The following is a 23289-nucleotide window of genomic DNA, read 5'->3' on the forward strand; positions in this document are numbered from 1 at the left end:
CAGGGAAGCATTCTTCCCTGCGAGGCGCGGCCTATAGGAAGCGGTTTCCGGACGGTCAAGCGAACATGTGCCGGGAAATCGCTTCCCAGGGTCCGCCACGATACCACCACGCGCCCAGACCGGCTATTTCGACGTCCTTCGGGGTGAAATCGCGCTGCAGATTGCCGAGCAAAAGCTTGGCGACTTGCGGGCTGACCTTATTCTGGATCGTGACGTGCGGACGCCAGCCGCCAGCGTCCTGCGGCGTCAGCATGCCGGTGAACGCGTCAGCGAGGCGCTCCCGGATGCCGACGAGCTCGGGGGACTCAATCCGGTAGGCGACACCGCGACCAAGCGACATCAGGCCGCCGACGCGCGCCTGCGGGGAGCGAATGCCGCGCGTTTCTTGGTTCAGGCGGTGCTTGAGCTCGTCGAGCCCCGAGGGCGGCAGATGGTGGAACAGCGTCAGATGCGCATCGAGCTGGTTGCGCTCGGGCGGAAAATGTTCGCGGCGCATCGAGTCGAAGAACGCGGTGTCCTGGCGACCGAACAAGGCGGTGACGATGATCGGGGCTGGCAGCGTATCCGTCATGATCAGATCTCGATCTGGCTACCGAGCTCGACCACACGGTTGGTTGGCAGGCGGAAGAACTCCATCGCGCTTTCCGCATTGCGAAGCATCCACGCGAACAGTTTTTCGCGCCAGATCATCATGCCGGGCTTGTCCGACGCGAGCAAAGTCTGGCGCGACAGGAAGAAGCTGGTGTCCATCATCTTGAAGTCCGCACCGCAATTATGGACCTGCCGCAGCGCCGCAGGCACGTCGGCATCCTCCATGAAGCCATAGCGCAGCACGAGGCGGTGGAAGCCGCTGCCAAGCTCCTCGCGCACCGCACGGTCGTTGGCAGGCCAATAGGGCTGGCTGACGATCTTGACGGTCAGCAGTATCACGCGCTCGTGCAGCACCTTATTGTGCTTGAGATTGTGGAGCAGCGCGTGCGGCACGCCGTCCGCGGTGGAGGTCATGAACACCGCCGTACCCGGCACGCGTGACGCCGAGCTGGCCGCCGAGCCGATGAACACCTTGATCGGCATCGCGGCCTCATGCATCCGGTCGATCATCAACTGCCGCCCCTTCGACCAGGTCGTCAGGAAGGTGAAGATGATGAACCCGACCAGCAGCGGGAACCACCCGCCGGCGGGCACCTTGGTAAGGTTGGCCGCGAAATAGGCGCCATCGACTGTAAAGAAGATCGCCAGCAACGGGATCGCCGCGATCTTCGGCCAGTTCCACAGGCGGAACAGCACGACGCCGAGCAGACACGTGTCGATGAACATCGCACCGGTCACCGCAATTCCGTACGCGCTCGTCAGGTTCGACGAGGTGCGGAAGAACAGCACGAGCAGGATCACCATCACCATCAGCGCGCCGTTCACGAGCGGGATGTAGATCTGGCCGGCGGTCGAGGCGCTGGTGTGCTCGATGCGCAGCCGCGGGATGAAGCCCAGCTGGATCGCTTGCTGCGTCACGGAGAACGCGCCGGATATGACAGCCTGCGAGGCAATGACGGCAGCCATCGTCGCGAGGATGACGAGCGGGAGCTGGAGGCTTTCGGGCGCGAGATTGTAGAACGGGCTGACCAAGGCTTCGCGACCATCGCGAAACAGTAGCGCGCCCTGCCCCATATAGTTGAGGATCAGCGCCGGGAGCACGAAGAACAGCCACGACAAGCCGATCGGCTTGCGCCCGAAGTGGCCCATGTCAGCATACAGCGCTTCCGCGCCGGTGACTGCAAGGACGACCGATCCGAGTGCCAAGAACGCCCGCTCGGGATCGATGATGAAGAACTCGACCGCATAGTGCGGCGACAGCGCCCAGAGCACCTCGGGGGTCTGGACGATGCTGAGGATACCGAGCACCGCGATCACGCTGAAATACACCAGCATGATCGGCCCGAAGACGAGGCCGATCCGCGCGGTGCCGCTTTTCTGCACCCAGAACAGCCCGATCAGGATGACGATGACGATCGGCAGTACCAGGCCGGCGAACGCGGGCGCGGCGACGGCGAGGCCTTCGACGGCGGACAACACCGAGACGGCGGGCGTGATCATGCTGTCGCCATAGAACAGCGCAGTCGCGAACACGCCGAGCAGGATGATGCCCTTGCTCCAGCGCTTGGTCTTCGTCTTGCCCGAGACGAGTGCGAGCAGCGCGAGACTGCCGCCCTCGCCCTTGTTGTCGGCACGCATGATGATGATGACGTACTTGACCGTCACGACGATCATCATCGACCAGAACATCAGGCTGATGACGCCCATGATGTGTGCCGCGTCGAGCGCGAGCTTGTGGTGGCCGGCGAAGGTCTCGCGGAAGGCGTAGAGCGGGCTGGTACCGATATCGCCGAAGACGATGCCGATCGCACCGAAGGCGAGCTTCAGCATGCCGTCGGAGTTGTGATACCCCGTCTCGAGATCGAGATTGGCGGGTGGCACGGTCGAGGCCGCGGCGGTCTGGTCGACGCTCACTGGACGGTGAATCGACCCGGAAGTGCAGCAATCTTCATCGAATTTCCGATTTCACCCTGTGCCCCAAGCGCGCGCGTTTAGCATGCGGGCCTGGAGGCGGCAACGGCGAGGCGGTTAGCGTGGATTAACCGAGGCTGATCGGACCGGCGCGTAAGGTGAGAACGCTCCGGTTCTCCTGCGAACGCAGGAGCCCAGGGTAACAGGCGCTGGTGTTCTTGGTCCTGGATTCCTGCGTGCGCAGGAAAACGCTAGCGCCGGATCACTTCGCGGATGACGAAGTGCGAGGCCAGCCGAGTCACCCCCGGCAGTTGCGACAGCGTCTCGCGGTGGATGCGTTCGAACGTTTCGCCGTGGCGGATCTCGACATGGAGCATGTAGTCCGCCTCCCCGCTCATCAGAAAGCATTGCACGACTTGCGGACACTCGACGATCTCGGCCTCGAACGCGGCCATCGTCTCCTTGCGCTGATCGCGGAGCGTGACGTTGACGAGCACGATGCTCGGATCGCCGCGCGCGGCTTGCGACAGCACCGCACGATACCCCGTAATTGCACCGCTTTCGCGCAATTGGGCTACCCGGCGATGCGCAGCGCTCGCCGACAGGCCGACGGCGTCGCCGAGCTCCGCGCTGGTGAGGTCGGAATTGGCGGCGAGCAGGTCCAGAATCCTGCGTTCGATCGTGATGCTCAAGATTATCCCGTTTCGGCGACGACGGATGCAATCATCTTGCAGATGCGATATCACACCGAGACCAGTTTGCGAACCCTTCCCGTCCAAGGCGCGCTAGTATGGCGCAAACGATAATGGAGTGGAATCAATGCGCGTCGGTGTCCCCAAGGAAATCAAGAACCACGAATATCGCGTCGGCCTGACCCCGCCGTCGGTCGCCGAACTGGTCGCCGCCGGTCACGAGGTCGTCGTCGAGACGCAGGCCGGATCGGGCATCGATTTCGAGGACCAGGACTATGTCGACGCAGGCGCGACGATCCTGCCGACCGCCGCCGCGGTGTTCGCCGGCGCCGACATGATCGTGAAGGTCAAGGAGCCGCAGCCGAGCGAGATCGCGATGCTCGAGCCGCGCCACCTGCTGTTCACCTACCTCCACCTTGCCGCGGACAAGCCGCAAGCCGAGGGGCTGATGAAGTCCGGCGCGACCTGCATCGCGTATGAGACCGTCACCGACAATCGCCGCGGGCTGCCGTTGCTGAAGCCGATGTCCGAGGTCGCAGGCCGCATGTCGGTGCAGGTCGGCGCGCATTATCTCGAGAAGGAGCAGGGCGGACGCGGCGTGCTGCTCGGCGGCGTCCCCGGCGTTGCCCCCGCGAAGGTCGCGATCCTCGGCGGCGGCGTCTCGGGCGTCAACGCCGCGCAGATGGCGGTCGGCATGCGCGCCGACGTGACGATCTACGACATCTCGAACGATCGCCTTGCCGAACTCGACATGTTCTTTTCCAGCCAGATCAAGACCGCCTACGCCTCTAAGGCGGCGATCGCGGCGGCGGTGAAGAACGCGCATCTGGTGATCGGTGCGGTGCTGGTGCCGGGCGCCGCTGCGCCGAAGCTCGTCACGCGCGAGATGCTGAAGACGATGAAGCGCGGCTCGGTGCTGGTCGACATCGCGATCGACCAGGGCGGGTGCTTCGAGACCTCGCACGCCACGACGCACGAGAACCCGGTGTTCGAGGTCGACGGCGTGATCCACTACTGCGTCGCCAACATGCCGGGCGCGGTGGCGCGCACCTCGGCGTTCGCGCTCAACAACGCGACACTGCCGTTCGCGCTGAAGCTCGCCAACCTGGGTGCCGAAGCAGCGATGAAGGCCGACCCGCATCTCGCCAACGGGCTGAACGTCTACAAGGGCAAGATCGCGTACAAGGCGGTCGCGGATGATCTAGGTTTACCTTACGAAGCATGGGCCGGCTGATCGGGGAACGGATACGGAACACGGGTGTTGGACAGGGGAAAGGAATTTCCAATGTCCGACACCCCGAACCCCAAGTCCGAACCGTTCTCGAACGCCGAGAAGGACCCGGACGACTGGACCACCGGCGACGAGAAGATGACCGGTGCACAGGCGAGCTATCTCAAGACGCTGTCCGAGGAAGCGCATGAGGAATTCGACGAGACGCTGACCAAGGCGGATGCATCGAAGAAGATCGACGAACTGCAGTCGAAGACCGGTCGCGGGCAGTAAGCCCTTTATCCCGTCATCTTGGGTTGCCCCAGGGTGGCGGGATTATTTTTGGCTTGCGTTCGGCGTATCCTGCATAGCCAGAAACCGATCCAGCAATGCCAACCGAGTAGCGATCTCGCCCCGGTATGAAATGTTGGCTGGCGTCAACGCGAGCGCCTTTGCCCAATATGGCCGAGCCGTCGCGAACTCGCCCGCCCGCACATACGCCAGCCCCAGGAAGAACGGCGGAGCGGGATGCTTCGGTGCTAGCCGCATCGCTTGCTGGAATGCGAACAACGCGGGCGGCGAAACCTGATTGGCATCGTGCGCCGCGAGCGCGTTGGCGAGCCCCGTCCACATGACCACGCTCTTCGGAGCGATCCTGAGCCCGCCGAGCAGCACCTGCACAGCCGCGCGACGGTCGCCGATCCGCGTCATCGCGTCCGCCGCAACCAGATACGCCGCCGCGCCCGTATACCGCTCGAGCATCTGGTCGCGCAGTTCGAGCATCGCGCTGTCGTCCGGCGTCGCTGCAAGCCCGGGCGACACTTCATGGCCGGCAAGCCCTGGCTGCCCCTGCCACGCATACCCCGCCGCCCCGAGCATAAGCGCCGCGGCGACCATCGTCCACAGGACGCGGTTCACCTTCAATACTGCGAGCAGCGCAAACGCACCGGCTCCGATCGCGGCCACCCAGACGTACCCCATCAGCGTGTCCTCCGCCGGAAGCTCGACCGTGCGATCCAGCCGCCGACGCCAAGCAGCAGGATCGGCGTCAGCCACAACGGCCACGTCAGCCCCGACAGCGGCGGGTCGTACGTCACATAATCGCCGTAACGCGAAACCAGCCAGTCGCGGATCGACGCAGGCTTCTCTCCCCGCTCGATCCGCTCACGCACCAGCGCACGCATGTCCGCGGCCATGTCGGCATCGCTATCGGCGATCGACTGCCCTTGGCAAACGAGGCAGCGCAGCGTCTCCATCAGCGCGCGTGCGGAAGCTTCCTGCGCGGGGTCGGCAAGTTGCACGTTCGCGTAGCGAGCTGGCGGAGTGACCGGCTGGGCGAAGACCGGCGAGATGCATAGCAACAGCGCGGCAAAAACCTCCCCTCCCGCTCGCGGGAGGGGCCGGGGGAGGGCATGACGCGAACGTGCGCTTGATGCTGGAAGAGAAGCCCCTCCCCTAACCCCTCCCGCGAGCGGGAGGGGAACAGACAGCCGCCTCCTCACCGCGCGTCCTTCACGGCTTGCACGATCTCGGCGACATTCTCCGGCCGGATATCGCCGATGATCTGCTTCACGACGATCCCGCGGCCATCGATCACGAACGTCTCCGGCACCCCCGACGAGCCCAGCGCAAGTTGCACCTGGCTGGCCCGATCGCTGCCGATCCGCTCGTACGGATCGCCGTTGCGGCGCAGGAATCCTGCAATCGCCGGTGCGGTGTCGCGGATCGCAATCGCGTCGATCGGCACGCCCATCGCCTTCAACCGCATAAGCTGGGGCGCTTCGGCGATGCACGGGATGCACCAGCTCGCGAACACGTTGAGCAACCGCGGCTTGCCCTGCCGGAACGATGTGCTGCTCAAGCCCGGCTTGCCGGGGACCATCGTGGGCAACGCGAAGTCGGGGAGCGGTTTGCCGACCATCGCCGATCGCACCACCTTCTCCGCCGGCCGGAACAGCCCGCTCGCCACCACCGCAAACAGCAGCGCGAAGATCGCCAGCGGCGCCCAGAGTGCGAACCGCTTCATGCCCATTCCGCCCGTATCGCGGCCCGTCGCTCGCGCCGCACCCGGCCGAGCAGCGACAGCATACCGCCGAGCGCGATCAGCACGCCACCGAACCAGATCAGCGTCACGAACGGCTTCCACCAGAGGCGGAGCTGCCACCGCCCCTGCCCATCCGGCTGGCCGAGCACGGTATAGAGCTGGCCGTCGAGCACCGTGAGGATGGCGGACTCGTTCGTGCTTGTCGGCGGGTTGGCGAAGAAGCGGAGTTGCGGGCGCAGGATGCTCTCGCTGCCGCCCCGCGTCGCGGTCAGGCGTGCTTCGAGGGCCGACCAGTTCTCGCCGATCACCGGCGATATTCCATCGAGCGTCACGGTGTACGGCCCGACCCGCGCCGGCTCGCCCGCGCGCACCGCGACCAGCGTTTCCTTGGTGAAGGCGCTGTCAGACGCCATCCCGGCGAGGCTGACCGCGATGCCGAGGTGCGCGATGACCATACCGTAGGTGAACAGCGGCGTTCGCCTGAGATTGCGCTTCCACAAGGGCGCCACGCTGGCGACAGCGAGCCCGGCCGCAAGCGACAACCCGGCCCAGGGGAGCACGCCCGGCCAGACGAACAGGAGTGCGATCGCCGCCACCAGCGTCGCGCCGATCGGCAACATCACGCGGCGAAGCACCGCCTTCGCATCGTCGCGGCGCCAGCGGAGCAGTGGTCCGACCGCCATCACCGCCACCAGCAGCAACGCGATCGGCCCCGCCGCCTTGTTGAAGAACGGCGGACCGACCGACAGCTGCACGCCGAAGCTCGCGGCGACGATCGGGTACAGTGTGCCGATCAGGACGATGCCGAGGATCACCGACAGCAGCAGATTGTTCGCGACCAGCCCGCCCTCGCGACTGACCGGATCGAAGGTCGTGCCAGCGCGGACGGTACCGATCCGCGCGGCGAACAGCGCGAGCGCACCGCCGATATAGATCGCGAGCAACGCCAGGATGAACGCGCCCCGCTCCGGGTCGACCGCGAAGGCATGGACGCTCGTCAGGATGCCCGAGCGCACCAGAAAGGTGCCGATCATCGACATCGAGAATGCGACGACCGCCAGCATGATCGTCCAGGCTCGCAGGCCGTCGCGCGTCGCGAGCACGGTCACCGAATGGAGCAGTGCGGTGGCGGCGAGCCACGGCATCAGCGAGGCGTTCTCGACCGGGTCCCAGAACCACCAGCCGCCCCAGCCGAGCTCGTAATACGCCCAGTACGAGCCCGCGGTGATGCCGAGCGTCAGGAATATCCACGCGACCAGAACCCAGGGGCGCATCGCTTTCGCAAACGCCGGCCCGACGTCGCGGGTGACCAGCGCGCCGACCGCGAACGAGAACGCGACCGAGAGGCCGACATAGCCGGTGTAGAGCGTCGGCGGGTGGAACGCCAAGCCGGGGTCCTGCAACAGCGGGTTGAGCCCGAGGCCGTCGGCGGCGGCGGGGTTCAACCGCGCGAACGGGTTCGAGGAGAACAGCAGGAACGCGTAGAAGCCGAGTGCGATCGTCGCCTGTGCGCCGAGCGTCGCGGTGAGCGTGCGTTCGGGCAGCGAGCGTTCGAAGATCGCCACCGCGCCGCCGGCCAGCCCGAGGATCGTCACCCAGAGCAGCATCGAGCCTTCGTGATTCCCCCAGGCGCCGGCGAACTTATAGAGCCAGGGCTTGGCGGAATGGCTGTTCTCGACGACGAGCTTCACGGACATGTCGGAGTCGAGGAAGAGTTCGATCAGCAGCGCCATCGCGAGCACTGCGAGCAGTCCCTGGACGATCGCCACCGGCCGGACCGCCGCCGCGACGTCGTCACGCCGGCGTGCGATGCCGATCGCTGCCATCACGAGCTGCAACGCCGCGAGCGCACCCGCGAACCAGAGCGCGGCGAGGCCTGCCTCGGCGATCATTGCTTGGCGTCCGGTTCGAGCGTCTTGGTCTCGTGCATCTTGCCGGCCATCTCCGGCGGCATGTACTTTTCGTCGTGCTTGGCGAGCAGGTTCGACGCGACGAAGCTGCCATTGGGCTGGAACTGGCCCTCGGCGACGACGCCCGATTTCTCGCGGAACAGGTCCGGGACGATGCCGGCGAAGACGACGGGGGTGGTTGCCTGCCCGTCGGTGACGGTGAAATGTACGGTGATGCCGTCGGATGCGCGTTTGACCGAGCCGCCCTCAACCATCCCACCGAGCCGCACCGCGCGTCCGAGCGGGAGGCCGTCGCGGCGAACGTCGGAGGGCGCGTAGAAGAACGCGGCCTGGTCCTTCAGCGCCGACAGCGCGAGGAGCCCGGCGACGACGACCGCACCGAGTGCCAGCAGCGCCAGTGTCAGGCGTTGATGTTTGGCCTTCACTTTTCGGCCTTCCGCATCGCGAGATAGCTCAGCAGCGCGATGATGGCGCCGCCGCCCAGCGTCACGGCATAAGCAGCAGTCACGAACGGCCAGGGATTCATGATCTCGCCATTCTGCGCATACGCGCTTCGGTCTTCGTGATCGCCAGCATCGTCCGCATCCGCATCAGCACGATTCCGGCGAACGCGAACGTGAACCCGGCCAGCATGATCGGCAGCGGCCACAGGATCGAACTCGCGATCGTCGACTGCGTCAGACCGATGCTCGGCCCCTGGTGCAGCGTATTCCACCACACCACCGAATAGCGGATGATCGGCAGCAGCACCGACCCGGCAATCCCGTACAGCGCCGGCACGCGCCCATCGCCGCCACGATCCGCATCGGCCTTCGCGAGCGCCATATAGCCGAGATAGACGAAGAACAGCAGCAGCATCGAGGTCAGCCGGCCATCCCATTGCCACCACGTTCCCCAGGTCGGCCGTCCCCAGATCGAGCCGGTCATGAGACATAGCGCCGCGAACACCGCACCCGGCAGCGCGATCGCACGCGCCGCGACGCTGGCCAGCGGGTGGCGCCAGACGAGGAACATGATGCTGGAGATCGCGATCCCGCTCCACCCGCCCATGCCGAGCCAGGCGGCGGGGACGTGGATGTAGAGGATGCGGACGGTCTCGCCCTGGAGGTAATCGGGCGGGGTCTGGGTTAGGCCCGCCCAGCAGCCCAGCACGATGAATGCAACGCCAAGCCAGAAGAGCGCCGGCGTCAACGGCTTGGCGATCTTCAGGAAGCGCGCGGGATTTGCGAAGGCGTGTAGGGTGGCCACTGCGGACAGCCATTATGGCAACATCGCGAGGCTGTCACCTCGGACTTCGGCCCTTCTCCCCGCCGGGGAGAGGGAGGCGCCTCCCCCGTACGCCGTCATCCTGACGAAAGTCAGGATCCAGGGCCACAGAGGGCGACGCTTAGTTACTCTGGATCCTGACTTTCGTCAGGATGACGGGAGTAATCGGAGCGCCCGCCCTCAACACGAGCGAAGACCGCTTGGATTCAGCGGCCGATCAGGCGCTTTGCGATGCTGTCCGCGACATCCGACGATGGCTCGCCCGAGCGGTCGCTTTCGTCCCAGACCTGAATAAGCCGCTCGGGGATCCGCGCGATCCGCGCCTTCACCTCGGCCTCATCGCCCTGCCCGAGATACTCGAGCCCAACGTTGATGATCCCGCCCGCGTTGATGACGTAGTCCGGCGCATACAGGATACCGCGTGCATGAAGCCGCGCGCCATCCTCGCGAACGCTCAGCTGGTTGTTCGCGCCACCCGCGACGACCTTCGCCTTCAAGGAAGCGATCGACATCTCGGTCAGGATCGCACCCAGCGCGTTCGGGCTGAAGATATCCGCCTCGGTCGTCAGGATCGCCTCGGCCGCCACTGCGGTCGCGCCGAGTTCGCCAGCCAGCTTCTGCGCCCGGCCCTCGTCGACATCCGCCAGCGTCAGCACCGCGCCGTCCTTCGCGAGCAACCGCGCAAGACCGCCGCCGACCGAACCGACACCCTGGATCGCGACGCGCACGCCCTTCATGTCGGTCGCGCCGAGGCCACGCTGTGCCGCCGCCTTCACGCCGAGATAGATGCCGAGCGCGGTGTACGGCCCCGGATCGCCACCGGCAGCGCCGCTCGCGACCGGCAGGCCGGAGACGTAGCGCGTCTGCGTAGCGATCACCTTCATCCGCTCTTCGGACATGCCGACGTCTTCCGCCGTCACATAGCGCCCGCCGAGCGAGTCGACCGCGCGGCCGAACGCCTCAAGTTGTGCCGTCGTGATGACGTCGCCGGGCTTGGCTGCGAGGACCACGCCCTTGCCGCCGCCAAGCTCTAGGCCGGCCATCGCATTCTTGAAGCTCATGCCGCGCGACAGGCGCAGCGCGTCGGTCACCGCACGCCCGTTATCGGCATAATGCCAGAACCGCGTGCCGCCAGCCGCCGGCCCGAGCTTGGTCGAGTGCAGCGCAATTACCGCGCGCAGGCCCGATTCGGGATCGGTGAAGGCGTGTACGCCCTCGTGGTCGTCGAAATCGGGAAGGTCCCAAACCGCTGTCATCGCCGGCTCCTGAAGAGGAATAAAATTACCGGGACGCGAAATATTATTTTCCGACCGGTTTTACCAGCCCAAAGCGCCCGCATTGCGGGGGCTTACGAAAATAAGGGAAAATGGGGCGACCGACGGGACTTGAACCCGCAACATCCGGCATCACAAGCCGACGCTCTAACCAATTGAACTACGACCGCCGCGTAGGCATCGCCCCCTAGCGGGGGTCGCCGGGCGGCGTCAACCGTCGACTTGCCAAAAAGACGTCAAAAACGTCCTTCGATGGCGAGCCGGTAGCCGTTCGGCCCGCGCACGAAGCCAGCTTGTTCCAGCTTTTGCACCGCCAGCGGGTCGGACGGTCGCAGCGACAATTCGGCGCGGTAGGTCCCTGCCCCTTCGATCCTGAGCGCGATGCTCTCGGTCCCGGCCTGGCTAGCCAGCGGCAACAGCAGTGCCGTGCCGTCGCAGCGCGCGGTGCCGCTCACAGACTGCGGCAACGTGATCCCGCCGACATCGCCCGCCAGCGTCGCGCGGACCCGACCCTCGGCAGCCTCGCACTGGCCGTCGCGGAACCGAACCGAGACGTCGTCGAGATCGAGCGAGGCAACGGGCACTGGCGCAAACAGCCGCCCCGTCGCGACGGTCGCGGTCATGTGGTCGACCCCGAAGCTATGGCGGCTGACGCTCGCCGATCCGCGCAATGGTCTGGCGGACACCGAATCGGGCCCGGCGAAGGCGATCGTCGCGCGGCCGACCAGCAGCGGCAGCGGCGACAACCGGGCGCGCAGGTCGCCGAGCGCGAGATCGCCGAACCGCGCCTCGGTCAGCGTCGCGCCCCAGATCGTCCCCGACACGCGCCGCGCGACCAGCCCCTCGTCGCCGACCCCGACCCAGCCGAGCACCGCGCGCATCGGCAGGAAGACGATCAGCGCGATCAGCAGCATCCCACCGAACAGCGCGGCGGGTCCGGTGCGCAAACGGATCCGCCTCATGCCGCGCGCGCCTTCAACGTGAGCGCGACGCCGACGGTCTTGTCGCCCTTGTCGGTCATCGCCACCGAATCGACGAGGATACCGAGCCGTTCGAGCCGCGCGAGCCAAGCGGTCAGCGCCGCCGGTCGCGCCGACTGGATACCCACACGCACCCGGTTCGCGCCGTCCTGATCGAGTGACGCGAGCGCGAAGCCGGCTTGGTCAGCCTCGGCGCGGACCGTGTCCGCCAGCGTGCCCGTCAGCGGCCTTGCCCGGTCACGCTGGATATCGCGCAACGTCGCGACCTGCGCGCGCGTTTCGCCCAGCCGCGTTACGGCGCTGGCGTGGCGTTCGCGCGCGCTCGACAACCCGTCACCGATCGGTCGGATGATCAGCGCCCACAGCAAGGTCAGCACCGCGAGCGCGGCCATTACGAGCAATAGGCGACGTTCTCGGAGCGAGCGGCCTTCGAACCACGTCTTCAAGCCGGTCATCGTCCGCTCCCCGGGCTGATCGTGAGTTCACCCGTCACACGACCGGCGGCGGCCTGGAATACGCCCGCGCGGACGGTGAAGCCCGCTGCTTCGAGCGCACGCTTGAGGTCGGTCGCGAGCGCCTCACGTTCGACCGCGACCGACAGTCGCAGGTCGCCGTTCGCCTGGAAATCGAGCCCGGTGACTTCGGTCCCCGGCGTGGCACGGATCGCAGCGAACGCGGCAGCGGTCGTGTTGGTGAAGCCGAGCCCCGGCCCGCGTACGCGCGACAGCCGTTCGTCGAGCTGTCGGCTGGCATCGACCACGGTCTCGCCGCGCGGCAGGCCGGTCACCGCGACCGTGTCGGCCTCAGCCTCCAACGCATCCGCGCCAAAGCTGTACTTGGCGATGCGGACGAGCGAGATCGCGAGCGTCACCGCGAGGATCGTCAGCGACAACAGCGCAAGCCGTCGGATCAGCCCCCAGTCTATCGCGAACCTGCGCCGCCGTGCGAACGGCCCTTGGCGCAGGTCGAGCGGCGGCGACGCGGCGGCGGCAACGATAGCCGCCTCCAGCGTGACGCGGTCGATCGTGGTGGGCGCGGCGCCGCCGGTTACGAGCTCCGTCAGCCGCGCCTCGTCGGCGAAGCCGCTCGACGTACCACGAACGACGCCGCTGCCGGCCAGCTCCGCCCTCGCATAACCCTCGTCGGGGCGCGGAAGGAGCATCGGTGCGGGGATCAGCGCGACCGGATCGACACCCGCCTCGGCGAGCATCAGCAGCCAGTCGCGCATCGTCGCGACGCCGACCACGCCGATCGGACGGTCACTCGCGCCTTCGTCACCTACCGCGACATGCAGTTCGACAAGCGGCGACGCGCTCGCCTCGCTGGCGAGAATACGCGCGGCCGCCGTCGCCTGCGCTGCCGAACGCGACGGCAGTTCCGCCCAGTGCAGCGTCACCGCATCCGCCGGTGCTACCGCGATCGTCTCGTCGTCGATCGTATCGGGGATACCCTCCCCCTCGTCGACCACGCGCGCATCCGCGACGCGCATCCAGCGATATCCGGTCTCGCCGGCGGGAAGGAACAGCAAAGTCGTCATGATGGCTCGCCCCATTGCCGCGATACGAGCTGCGCGGGAAGCCGGTTCGCGTCGATCAGCGCACGTTCCTGCATTTGTGTCGTGCCGAGCGTCACGTCGATATCCAGCGTGAACCATTTCGACAGCACCGTCGCGACCGCTCCTGGTGCCAGCGTGGCAGCGCCCTGCAATGCCGCGGCCTTGGTGATTTCGCCGACGTCGCCATAGCCTTGCGGCGGACGGCGGAGCAGCAACTGCTGCGCGCTGCCGACCGAAAGCGTATCGGGAAACAGCATCGCGAACAGCGGTGCTTGTTCGGGCGACAACGTGTTGACGTTGATCGGCGAGGGCTTGGCGATTGGCAGCGTGCAGATCCAGGGTCGGAGGGTCGTATAGATTGCAGGCGTCATGCCGGCGACCGCGCGGAGCTCGCTCGGGTCCGTCATCAGCGTGCCGGCGGTGCGGTACGGCGTCTCGCGGCCGAGATACGCGCCGTCCTCCGCGCCCATCGCCTGCTGGTCCTGATCGCTGTCGATCCAGTCCGCGGTGCCCGATGCGACCTGTTCGGCGACCTGCGTCGGGACGCTCAACAACCGCATCAGCCGGACGAATTGCGGGCGGATCTCGGGGTTGGTGACATACACGCCGGGCGTGGTCGCTTGCGTGACGAGCGCGTTGAGATTGAAGCAATTGCCGCCGTCGCGCACGCGGGCGGTCGCGAAGCCACCGGGGACCGGCAGGCCGAACGGCGTGTTGCTCCAGTTGCCGGCGAGCGTGACCCGCTTGGGGCTCTGGCCGAGCAGGTTGGAGACGCGGGTCAGCGCCATCGTCTCGGCGGCGAACGCGTAGGCGCGCGCCTGTTCGCCGGTCGCGGCGTTGCCCGCGAGCCGGGTCGACAGGCGCAGTTTCTCCAGCGCCGCGCCTGCCATGACGGCGATGATCGCGACGAGCATCAGCACGGTAAGCAGCGCTGCCCCCCGTTCTGGCCCCCGTTCCGACCCGCGGTCAGGTCCGCGCACCGGGCGTCTCCTTCGACGGCGTGCCGGGCGGCGGCGTGGTCGACGGGCCCGTTCCTTCAGCCGGTGTGGGGACATATCCCGTCCCTACGAGGAACATCTGGCGGAACTGCGTGCCGTCGTCACGCTGGACGGTGAGTTCCATCGCATCGGGTAACGGCCTGCCACTGGCGCCATCCCAGCGATCGCTCCACGCGCCGGCGATCCGGTAGCGCAACGCGGCCTGGCGGACGTGGGTGAGCAGTGCGGCGGGGGGCAGACCCTGCGCGCCATCGATCATCGGGTAGGCGATCCGCTGGAGCGTGCCGGCATCGACGCGGTAGGCGACCTTCTGCGTGCTCGGCCGTGCTGCACCGTCGATGTTGCTCCAGCCGGCGCGGACGAGCCGCAGCATCGGCGTGACACCCGACCCGCTCTCGCCGACGAACGCGGGAACGGTGGTGCCGGCTTTGTCGCGCGTCGACCGGTTCGAGGCCTGGGCGAGGTCGGCGGACAGGATCGACATCGTTCGGGTGAGCGCGCTGATATCGTCGAGCTTGGCGCCGGTGCTGCTTTGCGCCTTCACGCTGAACGACAGGATGGCCACGCCGGCGGCGGCGATCATGCCGAAGATCATGAGCGATACCATGACCTCGATCAGTGTGAAGCCGGCTTCTCCGCTTGATCGCGTCATGTCGCCGACCGTGGCGCAGGGCGGACCATCGTCAACCGACCGAGTTGCGTGCCGGTGCGATCGGCGACCGCTACGTCGATGCGCAGGACGCTGGAGCCGCCGAGCGCGCTGACCTGCCGGGTCCAGGTCCACACCTGCCCGCCGTTCGTCTCGGCGCCGGTGACGCGGCCCGCGGTCGGCGGTTGCGCGCTGGTGACCGCGTCGATCGCGACGTTGCGCGCGACCATCTGCGCGACGAGCGTTTCGTCGAGGATCGACGCGCCGCGGATCGTCGCGCTTTCCAGGCGCACGAGCGCCATCGCCGCGAGGCTGAACACTGCCAGCGCCACCATGATTTCAATGAGGGTAAAGCCGCGCTCAGCCCGCATCGGCTCGCACGCTGCCGTCGGCGTCGATGTGGACCGTCGCCGCCACCCCGCCGCGGTCGAGGCGAATTTCAGCGGGGCGATCGACGAGGCCGGTAGGATCGAACGTCACCCGCATGCGACCGCTGGTATCGCCGATGCTGGCCTTGGTCCCGTCGTTCCAGCGTTCGACGCGCATTGGCTTCTCGGCGATCGGCGTCCAGCCACCCGCCATGCGACGGTCGAAGCCATAGCCACCGCCGGTGACCCAGACGCTGACCGGGCGTGCCTCGACGATCGCAGAATCATGCGCGGCGCGGGTGCGCAGGGCAAAGCGCGTCGCTTCGTCGAGCACGCGGCCGCGCGGGTCCGGCATGACAAGCACGGCGACAGCGGATGCGAGGCCGATAATCGTGACAACGACCATCAGCTCGACCAGCGTAAAGCCGCGTTCCCCCGGCTGCGCGTTACTGCCAGCTGCCGATATCGGCATCGATCCCCTCGCCGCCTTCCTTGCCGTCCGCGCCGAAGGTCCAGACGTCGGCCTCACCGTGTGCGCCGGGCGAAGCATAGAGATACGGGCGACCCCAGGGATCGTTCGGCAGCTTCTTCAGATACCCGCCACGCTGATACCGCGAGGGATCGGTCAGCCCCGCGGGTGCGGTGACGAGTGCGTTCAGCCCCTGCGTGGTGTTGGGGAAGGTCATGTTCTGGAGCTTGTAGAGTTCCAGTCCGCCCTCGATCTGGGCGATGTCGGCCTTCGCCTTCTGGATCCGCGCGGTGTCGCCCGAGGGCAGCACGTTGAGTGCGACGATCGTTGCAAGCAGGCCGATGATGACGATCACCACCATCAACTCGACGAGGGTGAAGCCGGCCTCACGACGCTTCTTCTTATCTTGGGGACGCATGTACAACCTCATTGTCCGGCCAGCGTGTTGAGCTGGAGGATCGGGAGCAGGATGGATAGCACGATCGTCGCGACGATGCCGCCCATCACGACGATGATCAGCGGTTCGAGCAACGACAGCGCGGTGGCGGTGAAGCGGTCGAACTCGCGTTCGAGATAGTCCGCCGCGCGCTCGAGCATCTCGTCGAGCCGACCTGCTGCCTCACCAGATGCCGCGAGATAGGTCAGCAGCGGGGGAAAGACGCCTGCGCGGCGCATCGCGGCGGAGAGCGAGCCACCGCCGCGGATCGCGTCGACGATCTGGTCCGAGGCCTGGCGGAGGCGGCGGTTGTGGATCGTGCTGGCGGTAAGGTTGAGGCCGTCGAGCAACGGCAGGCGGCTCGCGACCATCGTGCCGAGCGTGCGCGCCATCCTTGCCGCGTGGAGGTCTCGAATCAGGCGGCCGAGTAGCGGAATGCGGAGCAGCCAGCCGTCGAACGCGAGCCGGATCGTCGGGTCCTTGAGCGCCTGCCATCCCGCCAGACCGCCGCCCACGACGATCAACAGCATAACCCACCAGTATCCGACGAGGAACGCGGAGAACGCCATCACCATCCGCGTCAGCAGCGGCAATTGCTGGCCGACTGTGTCGAATTGCTCGACGACCTGCGGGACGACGAACATCATCAGTGCCGTGACGACGCCGAACGCTACAAGTGCGAGGATCGACGGGTAGGCGAGCGCGGTGATGAGCTTGCCGCGGATTTCGGCCTGGCGTTCGAGCAGAGCGGCGAGGCGGTCGAGAATGGTCGGGAGCGAGCCCGAACTTTCGCCTGCCGAGACCATTGCGCGGTAGAGCGGCGGGAAGCTTTTCGGCTCTCGCGCCATCGCGTCCGCGAGGCGGCGGCCTTCGACGACACCGGCATGGACGTGCTGGACTATTGTTCGGACGCTGTCCTGTTCGGTTTGCCGCGTAATCGTGCGGAGCGATTCCTCCAGCGGGGAGACGCGGTTGAGCGTGGCAAGCTGGCGAGTGAAGAGGGTGAGGTTCTTGCCCGACATCTTCGGCGTGCCGAGCTGGAGGCCAAACAACGGGCGGCCTTTGGTTGCCTGCGGGGGGGCGCCGGGGGTGATCTTCACGACATAGAATTTACGCGCGTCGAGCGCGGCGCGCGCGACGTCGATGTCGGCCGCGGCGACGTGGCCGCGACGTTCCGCACCCTTGGTGTCGATCGCGATATAGTCGAAATCCGCCATCATCCTCCCCTGCAAGGGGAGGGGGACCGCCGCGTAGCGGTGGTGGAGGGGGCGTGCCGCGAACGTTCCAGCTGTGGGGATCGTGCGCACGAAGCCGTGGCGAATGATGTCAGGTGGCGCGCGCGCGGTGCCCCCCCTCCACCAGCTTCGCTGGTCCCCCTCCCCGTTCCGGGGAGGATTTTCTGGGCGTTACGCATTTTCCACGACTTCGGTTGTGTCGCGGCGGGATACTCGGACGGCTTCTTCGGCCGTTGTCTGGCCGGACAGGACGAGGTCGCGAGCGGACTGGGCGAGGTTCGGAGACTTCGCAAACGCGTGTGCGGTTATCTCGGATTCGTGGCCGTCGGTGTTGATCAGGCGGCGGATGGTGTCGTCGATGCGAACGGCTTCGAACACGCCGATGCGCCCCTTGTAGCCGGTCTGGTTGCAGTCTTCGCAGCCTTGCGCGACGTAGACGATCGCCTCGGGGGCGATGCCGAGCAACGGGGCAACCGTGTCCGAGGCTGGCACGGCCTTGCGGCAGGTCGGGCAGAGGCGGCGGACCAGGCGCTGGGCGATCACCGCCCGCAACGTCGAGGCGAGCAGGAAGCTCTCGACCTTCATGTCGCGCATGCGGGTGATCGCGCCGATCGCGTCGTTGGTGTGGACCGTCGACAGCACGAGATGGCCGGTGAGCGACGCCTGCACCGCAATCTCGGCGGTCTCGCGGTCGCGGATTTCGCCGACCATGACGACATCGGGATCCTGGCGGAGGATCGCACGCAGGCCCGCGGCGAAGGTCAGGCCGACCTTCGGGTTCACCTGGGTCTGGCCGACGCCATCGACCGCATACTCGACCGGATCCTCGACGGTCAGGATGTTGCGACTGCCGTCGTTGAGCAAGCGCAGCGCGGCGTAGAGCGAGGTGGTCTTGCCCGAACCGGTCGGGCCGGTGACGAGGATGATGCCGTTGGGTTCGCTCAGCGCTTCGTTGAGCAGCGCGAACAAGGCGGGCGGCAGGCCGAGCGCTTCGAGGTCGATCCCGGCGTTTTCCTTATCGAGGATACGCAGCACCACGCGTTCACCTGCCCGAGACGGCAGCGTCGAGACGCGGACGTCTAGCAGCTTGCCGCCAAGCGTCAGCCCCATGCGGCCGTCCTGCGGCACGCGGCGCTCGGCAATGTCGAGGCGGGCCATCACCTTGATGCGGCTGACCACCACCGGCGCGACGTTGGGCGGCATCCGCAGCGTCTCGCGCAGCACGCCGTCGATCCGCATCCGGACGACGAGGCCGGTCTCGTACGGCTCGATATGGATGTCCGACACACCGTTGCGTGCGGCGTCGGCGATGATGCCGTTAATGAGGCGGATCGCCGGCGCGTCGTCGGCGGTGTCGAGCAGATCCTCCGCGGTCGGCATGTCACCCGCGAGCAGGTCGAGTTCGTCGCCCATCCCGACCGCGGCGAGTGCGTTGGCCTGGCCGTCCATTGCGTAGACGTTCGACAGCAGACGGTCGAAAGCGACCTGTTCGACGAAGGTCACGTCGAACGGCCGCGCAAGGTAGCGGCGCAGTTCGAGCAGGACTTTCGGGTCAGCGCCAGCGCGCATCGCGATCGTGAGGTGCGAGTCGGTGTCGGTGTGGTCGACGACGACGCCGAACTTTCGGGCGAAGGCGTAGGGGATGGTGATCTGGGGCAGGTCGGTCGATGATAACGCTTCACTGCTCCCCTCCCGTTCGCGGGAGGGGTCGGGGGAGGGAATGACATAGCCCTCGATCGCTTCGTCCGTGAGTAAGGCGGCCCCTCCCCCGCCACCTCCCGCAAGCGGGAGGGGGGAAGGAAGAGCGTCGATCTCATGGCCTTCGCGGATAATCATTTCTTCGGCCGGACGACCATCGTCGAGGTGCGGACCGGCACCGCGATGCGCGGATCCTCGATGCTACCGGGGATCGGGCCAGACGGAATCGGCGGCGCGGCGCCCATATAGTCGCGGACAAGCTGGTCGATCGATGGCTCCGCGCCGGGCTCCTGCAAGCCCTGTTGCAACCGGACATAGCCGTAGCGCTGCTCGGTCAGCTTGCGGCTGTCCTCCGCGGTGCGCAGGATGGTCGGGCGGATGAATATCATCAGATTGGTCTTCGATCGCTGTTTCGCCTTCGACGTGAACAGATGGCCGAGCACGGGGATGTCGCCGAGCAGCGGGATCTTCTCGATCGTGCGGCGCTCGTTGTCGTCGAGCAGGCCGCTGATCACCGCGATCTGGCCGTCGTCGACGGTGCGGACGGTCTCGACCTCGCGCTTGTTGAGGATCAGGTCGCTGTTGTCGCTCGATACCGGGCCGGCGATCGAGCTGACCTCCAGGCGCAGGTTCAATTTCACCGTCCCCGACGAGTTTACCTGTGGCCGAACGGTCAGCTCGATGCCGACATTCTGGCGCTGCGTAGTCCGGAACGCGTTGTCGAAATTCGTAGAGAGCGCCTGCCCCGTGGTGATCGGGATCTCCTGGCCGACGAGGCTGTGCGCCTCCTGGTTGTCGAGCGTGACGAGGTGCGGGACCTGGAGCAGATTGGAGGTGGTGTCGCTCTTCACCGCGTTGATGATCGCGCCGAAGAAGGTGCTGCCGATCTTGCCGCCGAACCCGCCGAACCCGCCGGTCGCGGCCAGGATCGACGAGATCGCCGACTGTTGCAGCGTGTTCGCCGCGTCGCTGGTGGTGTTGGTGGTCGTCGTGCTGCCGTCGGTATTGACCGTCGTGGTGCTCGACGTGTTAAGCTGCGTCGCGCCGATCGCGCCGGCGATCTGCAGGATGTTTGGCGCAGAGTTCGAGAAGGTCGAGGCGCCGAACGCGCCGCCGCTGGGATCACCGACGATGAACTGCGCACCGAGCGTGCGCGCGGTCGTGTCAGAGACTTCGGCGACGATCGCCTCGACAAGGACCTGTTCGCGGCGCGTGTCGAGCTGGCGGACGACGTCGTTGAGCTGGCGCTGGATCTCTGCGGGCGCGGCGATGACGATCGCGTTGGCACCGGCGAAACGCGTCACCACCGCAGCGGTCTTGCCGCCGGCGGCGGTGATCGCGGGCTGGCCGGAGCCTGCTGAGCCGCCGGACGTCGGTACCGACTGGTTGACCTGTGGCTGCACGATGTTCGACTGGCCGCCGGACGCGCCGTTGGTGCTGCTCGATCCGAAGTTGGAGCGGGAAAGCGCGGTTTGGACGGGCTGGGTCGGGGTCTGGCCAACGAGTTCCTGCAACACCGGCAACAGCTGCTCGGCATCCGCGTTTTCGAGGAACACGACTTTGATCTCGGTGCCGTTACGCGCCTTCTGATCGAGGTCGACCGCGACCTGCGCAAGACGGGCGACGGTGGTCGGATCGCCGCGGAGCGCGACCGCATTCGAGCCCTCGACGGCGACGACCGAGGCGCTCGGCCCAGTGGCGGCAGCACCGCCCTGCCCGCCGCCGGTGCCGGTCCCGATCAGGCCCTGGAGTGCGGTCGCGATCTCCTTGGCGCTGGCGTTCTTGAGCGCGACGACGCGGGTGGACGAGGTGTCGGTGTCGATCCGGCGAAGGACTTCGCGGATGCGGCGGATGTTGTCGGCGAAATCGACGACGACGAGGCTGTTGCCCCCGCGGTTCGCGCTGACCGAGCCTTGCGCGCTGACTAGGGGGCGGACGGTTTCGACCGCAGACTGCGCGTCGATCGCGCGGAGGCGAACGATTTCGGTCACGTAGCTGTTGCGCGCGGCCCCGGCGACCCCGATCCGGCTGGGTTGCGACGCGGCGTTGTCGAGCGGTTGGACGCGGAAGGCGCCATTCGAGGTCGGCACTGCGACGAGTCCGTTGGCGCGAAGCGTCGAGAGGAAGACCTCGAAATACTCGGAGCGCGACAGCGGGCGATCGGTCACTACCGTCACCTTGCCGGCGACGCGGTTGTCGATGATGAACGTTCGCCCGGTAACCTTGGCGGCATCGGCGATGAACGCGCGGATATCGGCATCGCGAACGTTCAGCGTAGTCTGCGCATGCGCGCTAGCCACGAGGACCAAGGCCACGACAGGTCCGAGAAGAAGCTTTTTCATTGAGGAGGCGCAATCGTGATGGCGAGCGACAGAGTATCCTGTCCGCGCTCTACAGTGATGGGGACGTTGCCGCCGCCCGCGAAATCCTTGGTGATCCGGTCAAGATCGCCAGGCCCAGTGACAGGTCGTCCGCCGATCGACGTGAGCACGTCGCCGTCTTTCAGCCCGGCCGCGCGAAACGCTGCACCGGACCCTTGCGACCGGAGCGTCAGCCCGCTGATCCGACCACCATCGATCCTCGGGATGAAGCCAATCTCGGTCCGCAATTGTGCGATCGGGATCCCGGCAGCATCGGACGACGCGCCGGCCGAAGTGGCGCCCGGCACGACCGGCGCTACCGCACCCGACTGATCGAGAAAGAGATCCTCGTCGACACCACCCCGATCGATTGTGACGTGATCGAACGCGACCGCCTTCAGGCGAACGCCCGGCTGGATTTCATCGCCGATCGCAACGCTCTGCTGAACGCCGTCAGGACCGGCGATGATCGCCGAACTGCGACCCATCGCCTCGTCCATGCGCGTGCCGAACAGGGTGAGCTGGAGCGACGTTACCGTCGCCGGGGCTCCGGGCGCACCGCCGAGACGGAAGAACGGATCGAAGCCGCGCAAGATGTCGGCGGGCGAGCCGACTACCATCGGCGCGGCCGGGCGCCAGTCGCCGAGCGGCGTGATCGGCGTCACGATGGTCCAGGCCAGCCGAGCGCATTGGACCGCAAGCCCCGCCAGCAGCGCAAGCTCGACGACACTATAGACATTCACGACCGGCATACGCCGCAAGATACGGCGCGCCCTCGCGTCCAGCTTCAATCGCATGCGCGACCCACCCCAATTTCCCGCATCTCGCCGCGTAGGCATGCCATGTTACAATTCCGCGTCAATGGCTTGTGCGTTAAACATACGAAATCTGATGCCGGCCATGCGCGTTACAGCTGGGGTAGCGCATTACGCCCCCGATGGGCAGAAGACGCAGATGTCCGATCCTCTTCCGTCCAGTGGCTGCGGCCTGCCCCCCGAACCGGTCCTCGCCCGACTGTCCGCGCCCGGCGTGCAACGCGTGCCGAGCGCAAAGCTCGATTTGTTCGTACGGCGCGACTTCCTGCCGCCCGAATTGTGCACGGCGTTGATCGAGCGGATCGATGCGGTGCGGCGTCCGTCGACGATCTCCGATTCGAACGGTGACGCGAGTTATCGGACGAGCGAGACGGGCGATCTGTCGGCGGACGATCCGGTCGTGATCGACGTCGAGGCTCGGATCGCGGCGCTGACCGGGCTCGACCCGGTGCACGGCGAGCCGTTGCAGGGACAGCGCTATGCGGTCGGGCAGGAGTTCAAAGGGCACACCGACTATTTTGAGCCGAACGGCGTCGACTATCATCGCTATTGCGGCGTGGCCGGCAACCGGACGTGGACCGTCATGATCTATCTCAACCAGCCCGAGGCGGGTGGCGCGACGCGGTTCAAGGTGGTCGACAAGATCATCCAGCCGGAGACGGGCAAGCTGCTCGCGTGGAACAACCGACGTGCGGACGGGAGCTTGAATGCGGCGACGCTGCATCATGGGATGAAGGTGCGCGCGGGGGTCAAATACGTGATCACCAAATGGTTTCGGGAGAAGGCTTGGGGGTGAACGCTGAAGTCGGCGAGCCTGATGAACTCATA

General features: G+C 66.7%; 25 protein-coding genes and 1 tRNA gene. 3 read left to right on the forward strand and 23 right to left on the reverse strand.

Features of this window, described 5'->3' with window-relative positions; translation table 11 throughout:
- Positions 1-55: 55 nt before the first annotated feature.
- The 3 genes from C8J40_RS09605 to C8J40_RS09615 all read right to left on the reverse strand — a co-directional run bounded on the left by C8J40_RS09605 (position 56) and on the right by C8J40_RS09615 (position 3194).
- A complete protein-coding gene (locus C8J40_RS09605; RefSeq protein ID WP_132896830.1) occupies positions 56-571 on the reverse strand; it encodes a 2'-5' RNA ligase family protein in 516 nt (171 codons plus the stop codon).
- A 2-nt stretch (positions 572-573) separates the two neighbouring features.
- Entirely contained in the window at positions 574-2421 is a 1848-nt protein-coding gene (locus C8J40_RS09610; RefSeq protein WP_132896989.1) for a potassium transporter Kup, read from the reverse strand.
- A 332-nt stretch (positions 2422-2753) separates the two neighbouring features.
- Positions 2754-3194: an Lrp/AsnC family transcriptional regulator gene (locus C8J40_RS09615; RefSeq protein WP_060524452.1), complete on the reverse strand. Its 441-nt coding sequence runs from the start codon at positions 3192-3194 to the stop codon at positions 2754-2756.
- Between the two features lie 127 nt (positions 3195-3321).
- Between C8J40_RS09615 and ald the strand changes: the two genes are divergently transcribed.
- Positions 3322-4428, forward strand: a complete 1107-nt coding sequence (gene ald, locus C8J40_RS09620; protein WP_132896831.1) for an alanine dehydrogenase — start codon at positions 3322-3324, stop codon at positions 4426-4428.
- A 51-nt stretch (positions 4429-4479) separates the two neighbouring features.
- On the forward strand, positions 4480-4698 hold the full coding sequence (locus C8J40_RS09625; RefSeq protein ID WP_056058060.1) for a DUF3072 domain-containing protein: 219 nt from the start codon (positions 4480-4482) through the stop codon (positions 4696-4698).
- Between the two features lie 42 nt (positions 4699-4740).
- On the opposite strand, the gene C8J40_RS09630 is transcribed toward C8J40_RS09625, so the two are convergent.
- The 20 genes from C8J40_RS09630 to C8J40_RS09725 all read right to left on the reverse strand — a co-directional run bounded on the left by C8J40_RS09630 (position 4741) and on the right by C8J40_RS09725 (position 22443).
- Positions 4741-5385 carry a hypothetical protein gene (locus tag C8J40_RS09630; RefSeq protein WP_132896832.1) on the reverse strand — a complete coding sequence of 215 codons (645 nt, stop codon included), beginning with the start codon at positions 5383-5385 and terminating at the stop codon, positions 4741-4743.
- Complete coding sequence (locus tag C8J40_RS09635; RefSeq protein WP_132896990.1) at positions 5385-5768, reverse strand: cytochrome c-type biogenesis protein; 384 nt, start codon at positions 5766-5768, stop codon at positions 5385-5387. The genes C8J40_RS09630 and C8J40_RS09635 overlap by 1 nt, the downstream gene beginning before the upstream one ends.
- A 134-nt stretch (positions 5769-5902) precedes the next feature.
- The gene (locus C8J40_RS09640) at positions 5903-6430 is read right to left on the reverse strand and encodes a DsbE family thiol:disulfide interchange protein (RefSeq protein ID WP_132896833.1); all 528 of its coding nucleotides are present in this window, start codon (positions 6428-6430) and stop codon (positions 5903-5905) included.
- Positions 6427-8340, reverse strand: a complete 1914-nt coding sequence (locus C8J40_RS09645) for a heme lyase CcmF/NrfE family subunit (protein WP_132896834.1) — start codon at positions 8338-8340, stop codon at positions 6427-6429. The genes C8J40_RS09640 and C8J40_RS09645 overlap by 4 nt, the downstream gene beginning before the upstream one ends.
- Positions 8337-8783, reverse strand: coding sequence for a cytochrome c maturation protein CcmE (gene ccmE / locus C8J40_RS09650; RefSeq protein WP_132896835.1), 447 nt, complete (start codon positions 8781-8783; stop codon positions 8337-8339). The genes C8J40_RS09645 and ccmE overlap by 4 nt, the downstream gene beginning before the upstream one ends.
- Before the next feature lie 97 nt (positions 8784-8880).
- Positions 8881-9606, reverse strand: a complete 726-nt coding sequence (gene ccmC / locus C8J40_RS09655) for a heme ABC transporter permease CcmC (protein ID WP_132896836.1) — start codon at positions 9604-9606, stop codon at positions 8881-8883.
- A 224-nt stretch (positions 9607-9830) separates the two neighbouring features.
- Positions 9831-10880 carry a Glu/Leu/Phe/Val dehydrogenase dimerization domain-containing protein gene (locus C8J40_RS09660; RefSeq protein ID WP_132740171.1) on the reverse strand — a complete coding sequence of 350 codons (1050 nt, stop codon included), beginning with the start codon at positions 10878-10880 and terminating at the stop codon, positions 9831-9833.
- Positions 10881-10991: 111 nt separating this feature from the next.
- Positions 10992-11068: transfer RNA gene (locus C8J40_RS09665), tRNA-His, on the reverse strand.
- Between the two features lie 66 nt (positions 11069-11134).
- Positions 11135-11860, reverse strand: coding sequence for a type II secretion system protein N (gene gspN / locus C8J40_RS09670; protein WP_132896837.1), 726 nt, complete (start codon positions 11858-11860; stop codon positions 11135-11137).
- On the reverse strand, positions 11857-12333 hold the full coding sequence (gspM, locus tag C8J40_RS09675; protein WP_132740177.1) for a type II secretion system protein GspM: 477 nt from the start codon (positions 12331-12333) through the stop codon (positions 11857-11859). Before gspM ends, gspN begins: the two co-directional genes overlap by 4 nt.
- Complete coding sequence (gene gspL, locus C8J40_RS09680) at positions 12330-13415, reverse strand: type II secretion system protein GspL (RefSeq protein WP_132896838.1); 1086 nt, start codon at positions 13413-13415, stop codon at positions 12330-12332. Before gspL ends, gspM begins: the two co-directional genes overlap by 4 nt.
- Entirely contained in the window at positions 13412-14413 is a 1002-nt protein-coding gene (gene gspK / locus C8J40_RS09685) for a type II secretion system minor pseudopilin GspK (RefSeq protein WP_279432588.1), read from the reverse strand. Before gspK ends, gspL begins: the two co-directional genes overlap by 4 nt.
- Positions 14400-15083, reverse strand: a complete 684-nt coding sequence (gene gspJ, locus C8J40_RS09690) for a type II secretion system minor pseudopilin GspJ (protein ID WP_132896840.1) — start codon at positions 15081-15083, stop codon at positions 14400-14402. The genes gspK and gspJ overlap by 14 nt, the downstream gene beginning before the upstream one ends.
- A complete protein-coding gene (gspI, locus tag C8J40_RS09695) occupies positions 15080-15451 on the reverse strand; it encodes a type II secretion system minor pseudopilin GspI (protein WP_132896841.1) in 372 nt (123 codons plus the stop codon). Before gspI ends, gspJ begins: the two co-directional genes overlap by 4 nt.
- A complete protein-coding gene (locus C8J40_RS09700; protein WP_132896842.1) occupies positions 15441-15920 on the reverse strand; it encodes a GspH/FimT family pseudopilin in 480 nt (159 codons plus the stop codon). Before C8J40_RS09700 ends, gspI begins: the two co-directional genes overlap by 11 nt.
- On the reverse strand, positions 15895-16335 hold the full coding sequence (gspG, locus tag C8J40_RS09705; RefSeq protein ID WP_132896843.1) for a type II secretion system major pseudopilin GspG: 441 nt from the start codon (positions 16333-16335) through the stop codon (positions 15895-15897). Before gspG ends, C8J40_RS09700 begins: the two co-directional genes overlap by 26 nt.
- Positions 16336-16343: 8 nt before the next feature.
- Positions 16344-17570 carry a type II secretion system inner membrane protein GspF gene (gene gspF / locus C8J40_RS09710; RefSeq protein WP_132896991.1) on the reverse strand — a complete coding sequence of 409 codons (1227 nt, stop codon included), beginning with the start codon at positions 17568-17570 and terminating at the stop codon, positions 16344-16346.
- Positions 17571-17759: 189 nt separating this feature from the next.
- The gene (locus C8J40_RS09715) at positions 17760-19424 is read right to left on the reverse strand and encodes an ATPase, T2SS/T4P/T4SS family (protein WP_132896844.1); all 1665 of its coding nucleotides are present in this window, start codon (positions 19422-19424) and stop codon (positions 17760-17762) included.
- On the reverse strand, positions 19421-21628 hold the full coding sequence (gspD, locus tag C8J40_RS09720; RefSeq protein ID WP_132896845.1) for a type II secretion system secretin GspD: 2208 nt from the start codon (positions 21626-21628) through the stop codon (positions 19421-19423). The genes C8J40_RS09715 and gspD overlap by 4 nt, the downstream gene beginning before the upstream one ends.
- Positions 21625-22443 carry a type II secretion system protein N gene (locus C8J40_RS09725; RefSeq protein WP_132896846.1) on the reverse strand — a complete coding sequence of 273 codons (819 nt, stop codon included), beginning with the start codon at positions 22441-22443 and terminating at the stop codon, positions 21625-21627. The genes gspD and C8J40_RS09725 overlap by 4 nt, the downstream gene beginning before the upstream one ends.
- A gap of 157 nt (positions 22444-22600) precedes the next feature.
- Between C8J40_RS09725 and C8J40_RS09730 the strand changes: the two genes are divergently transcribed.
- Positions 22601-23257: a 2OG-Fe(II) oxygenase gene (locus C8J40_RS09730; protein ID WP_132896847.1), complete on the forward strand. Its 657-nt coding sequence runs from the start codon at positions 22601-22603 to the stop codon at positions 23255-23257.
- Positions 23258-23289 lie beyond the last annotated feature (32 nt).

The sequence above is a fragment of the Sphingomonas sp. PP-CC-3A-396 genome (assembly GCF_004343105.1).
In the GTDB taxonomy this organism is placed as follows: Bacteria; Pseudomonadota; Alphaproteobacteria; order Sphingomonadales; family Sphingomonadaceae; genus Sphingomonas.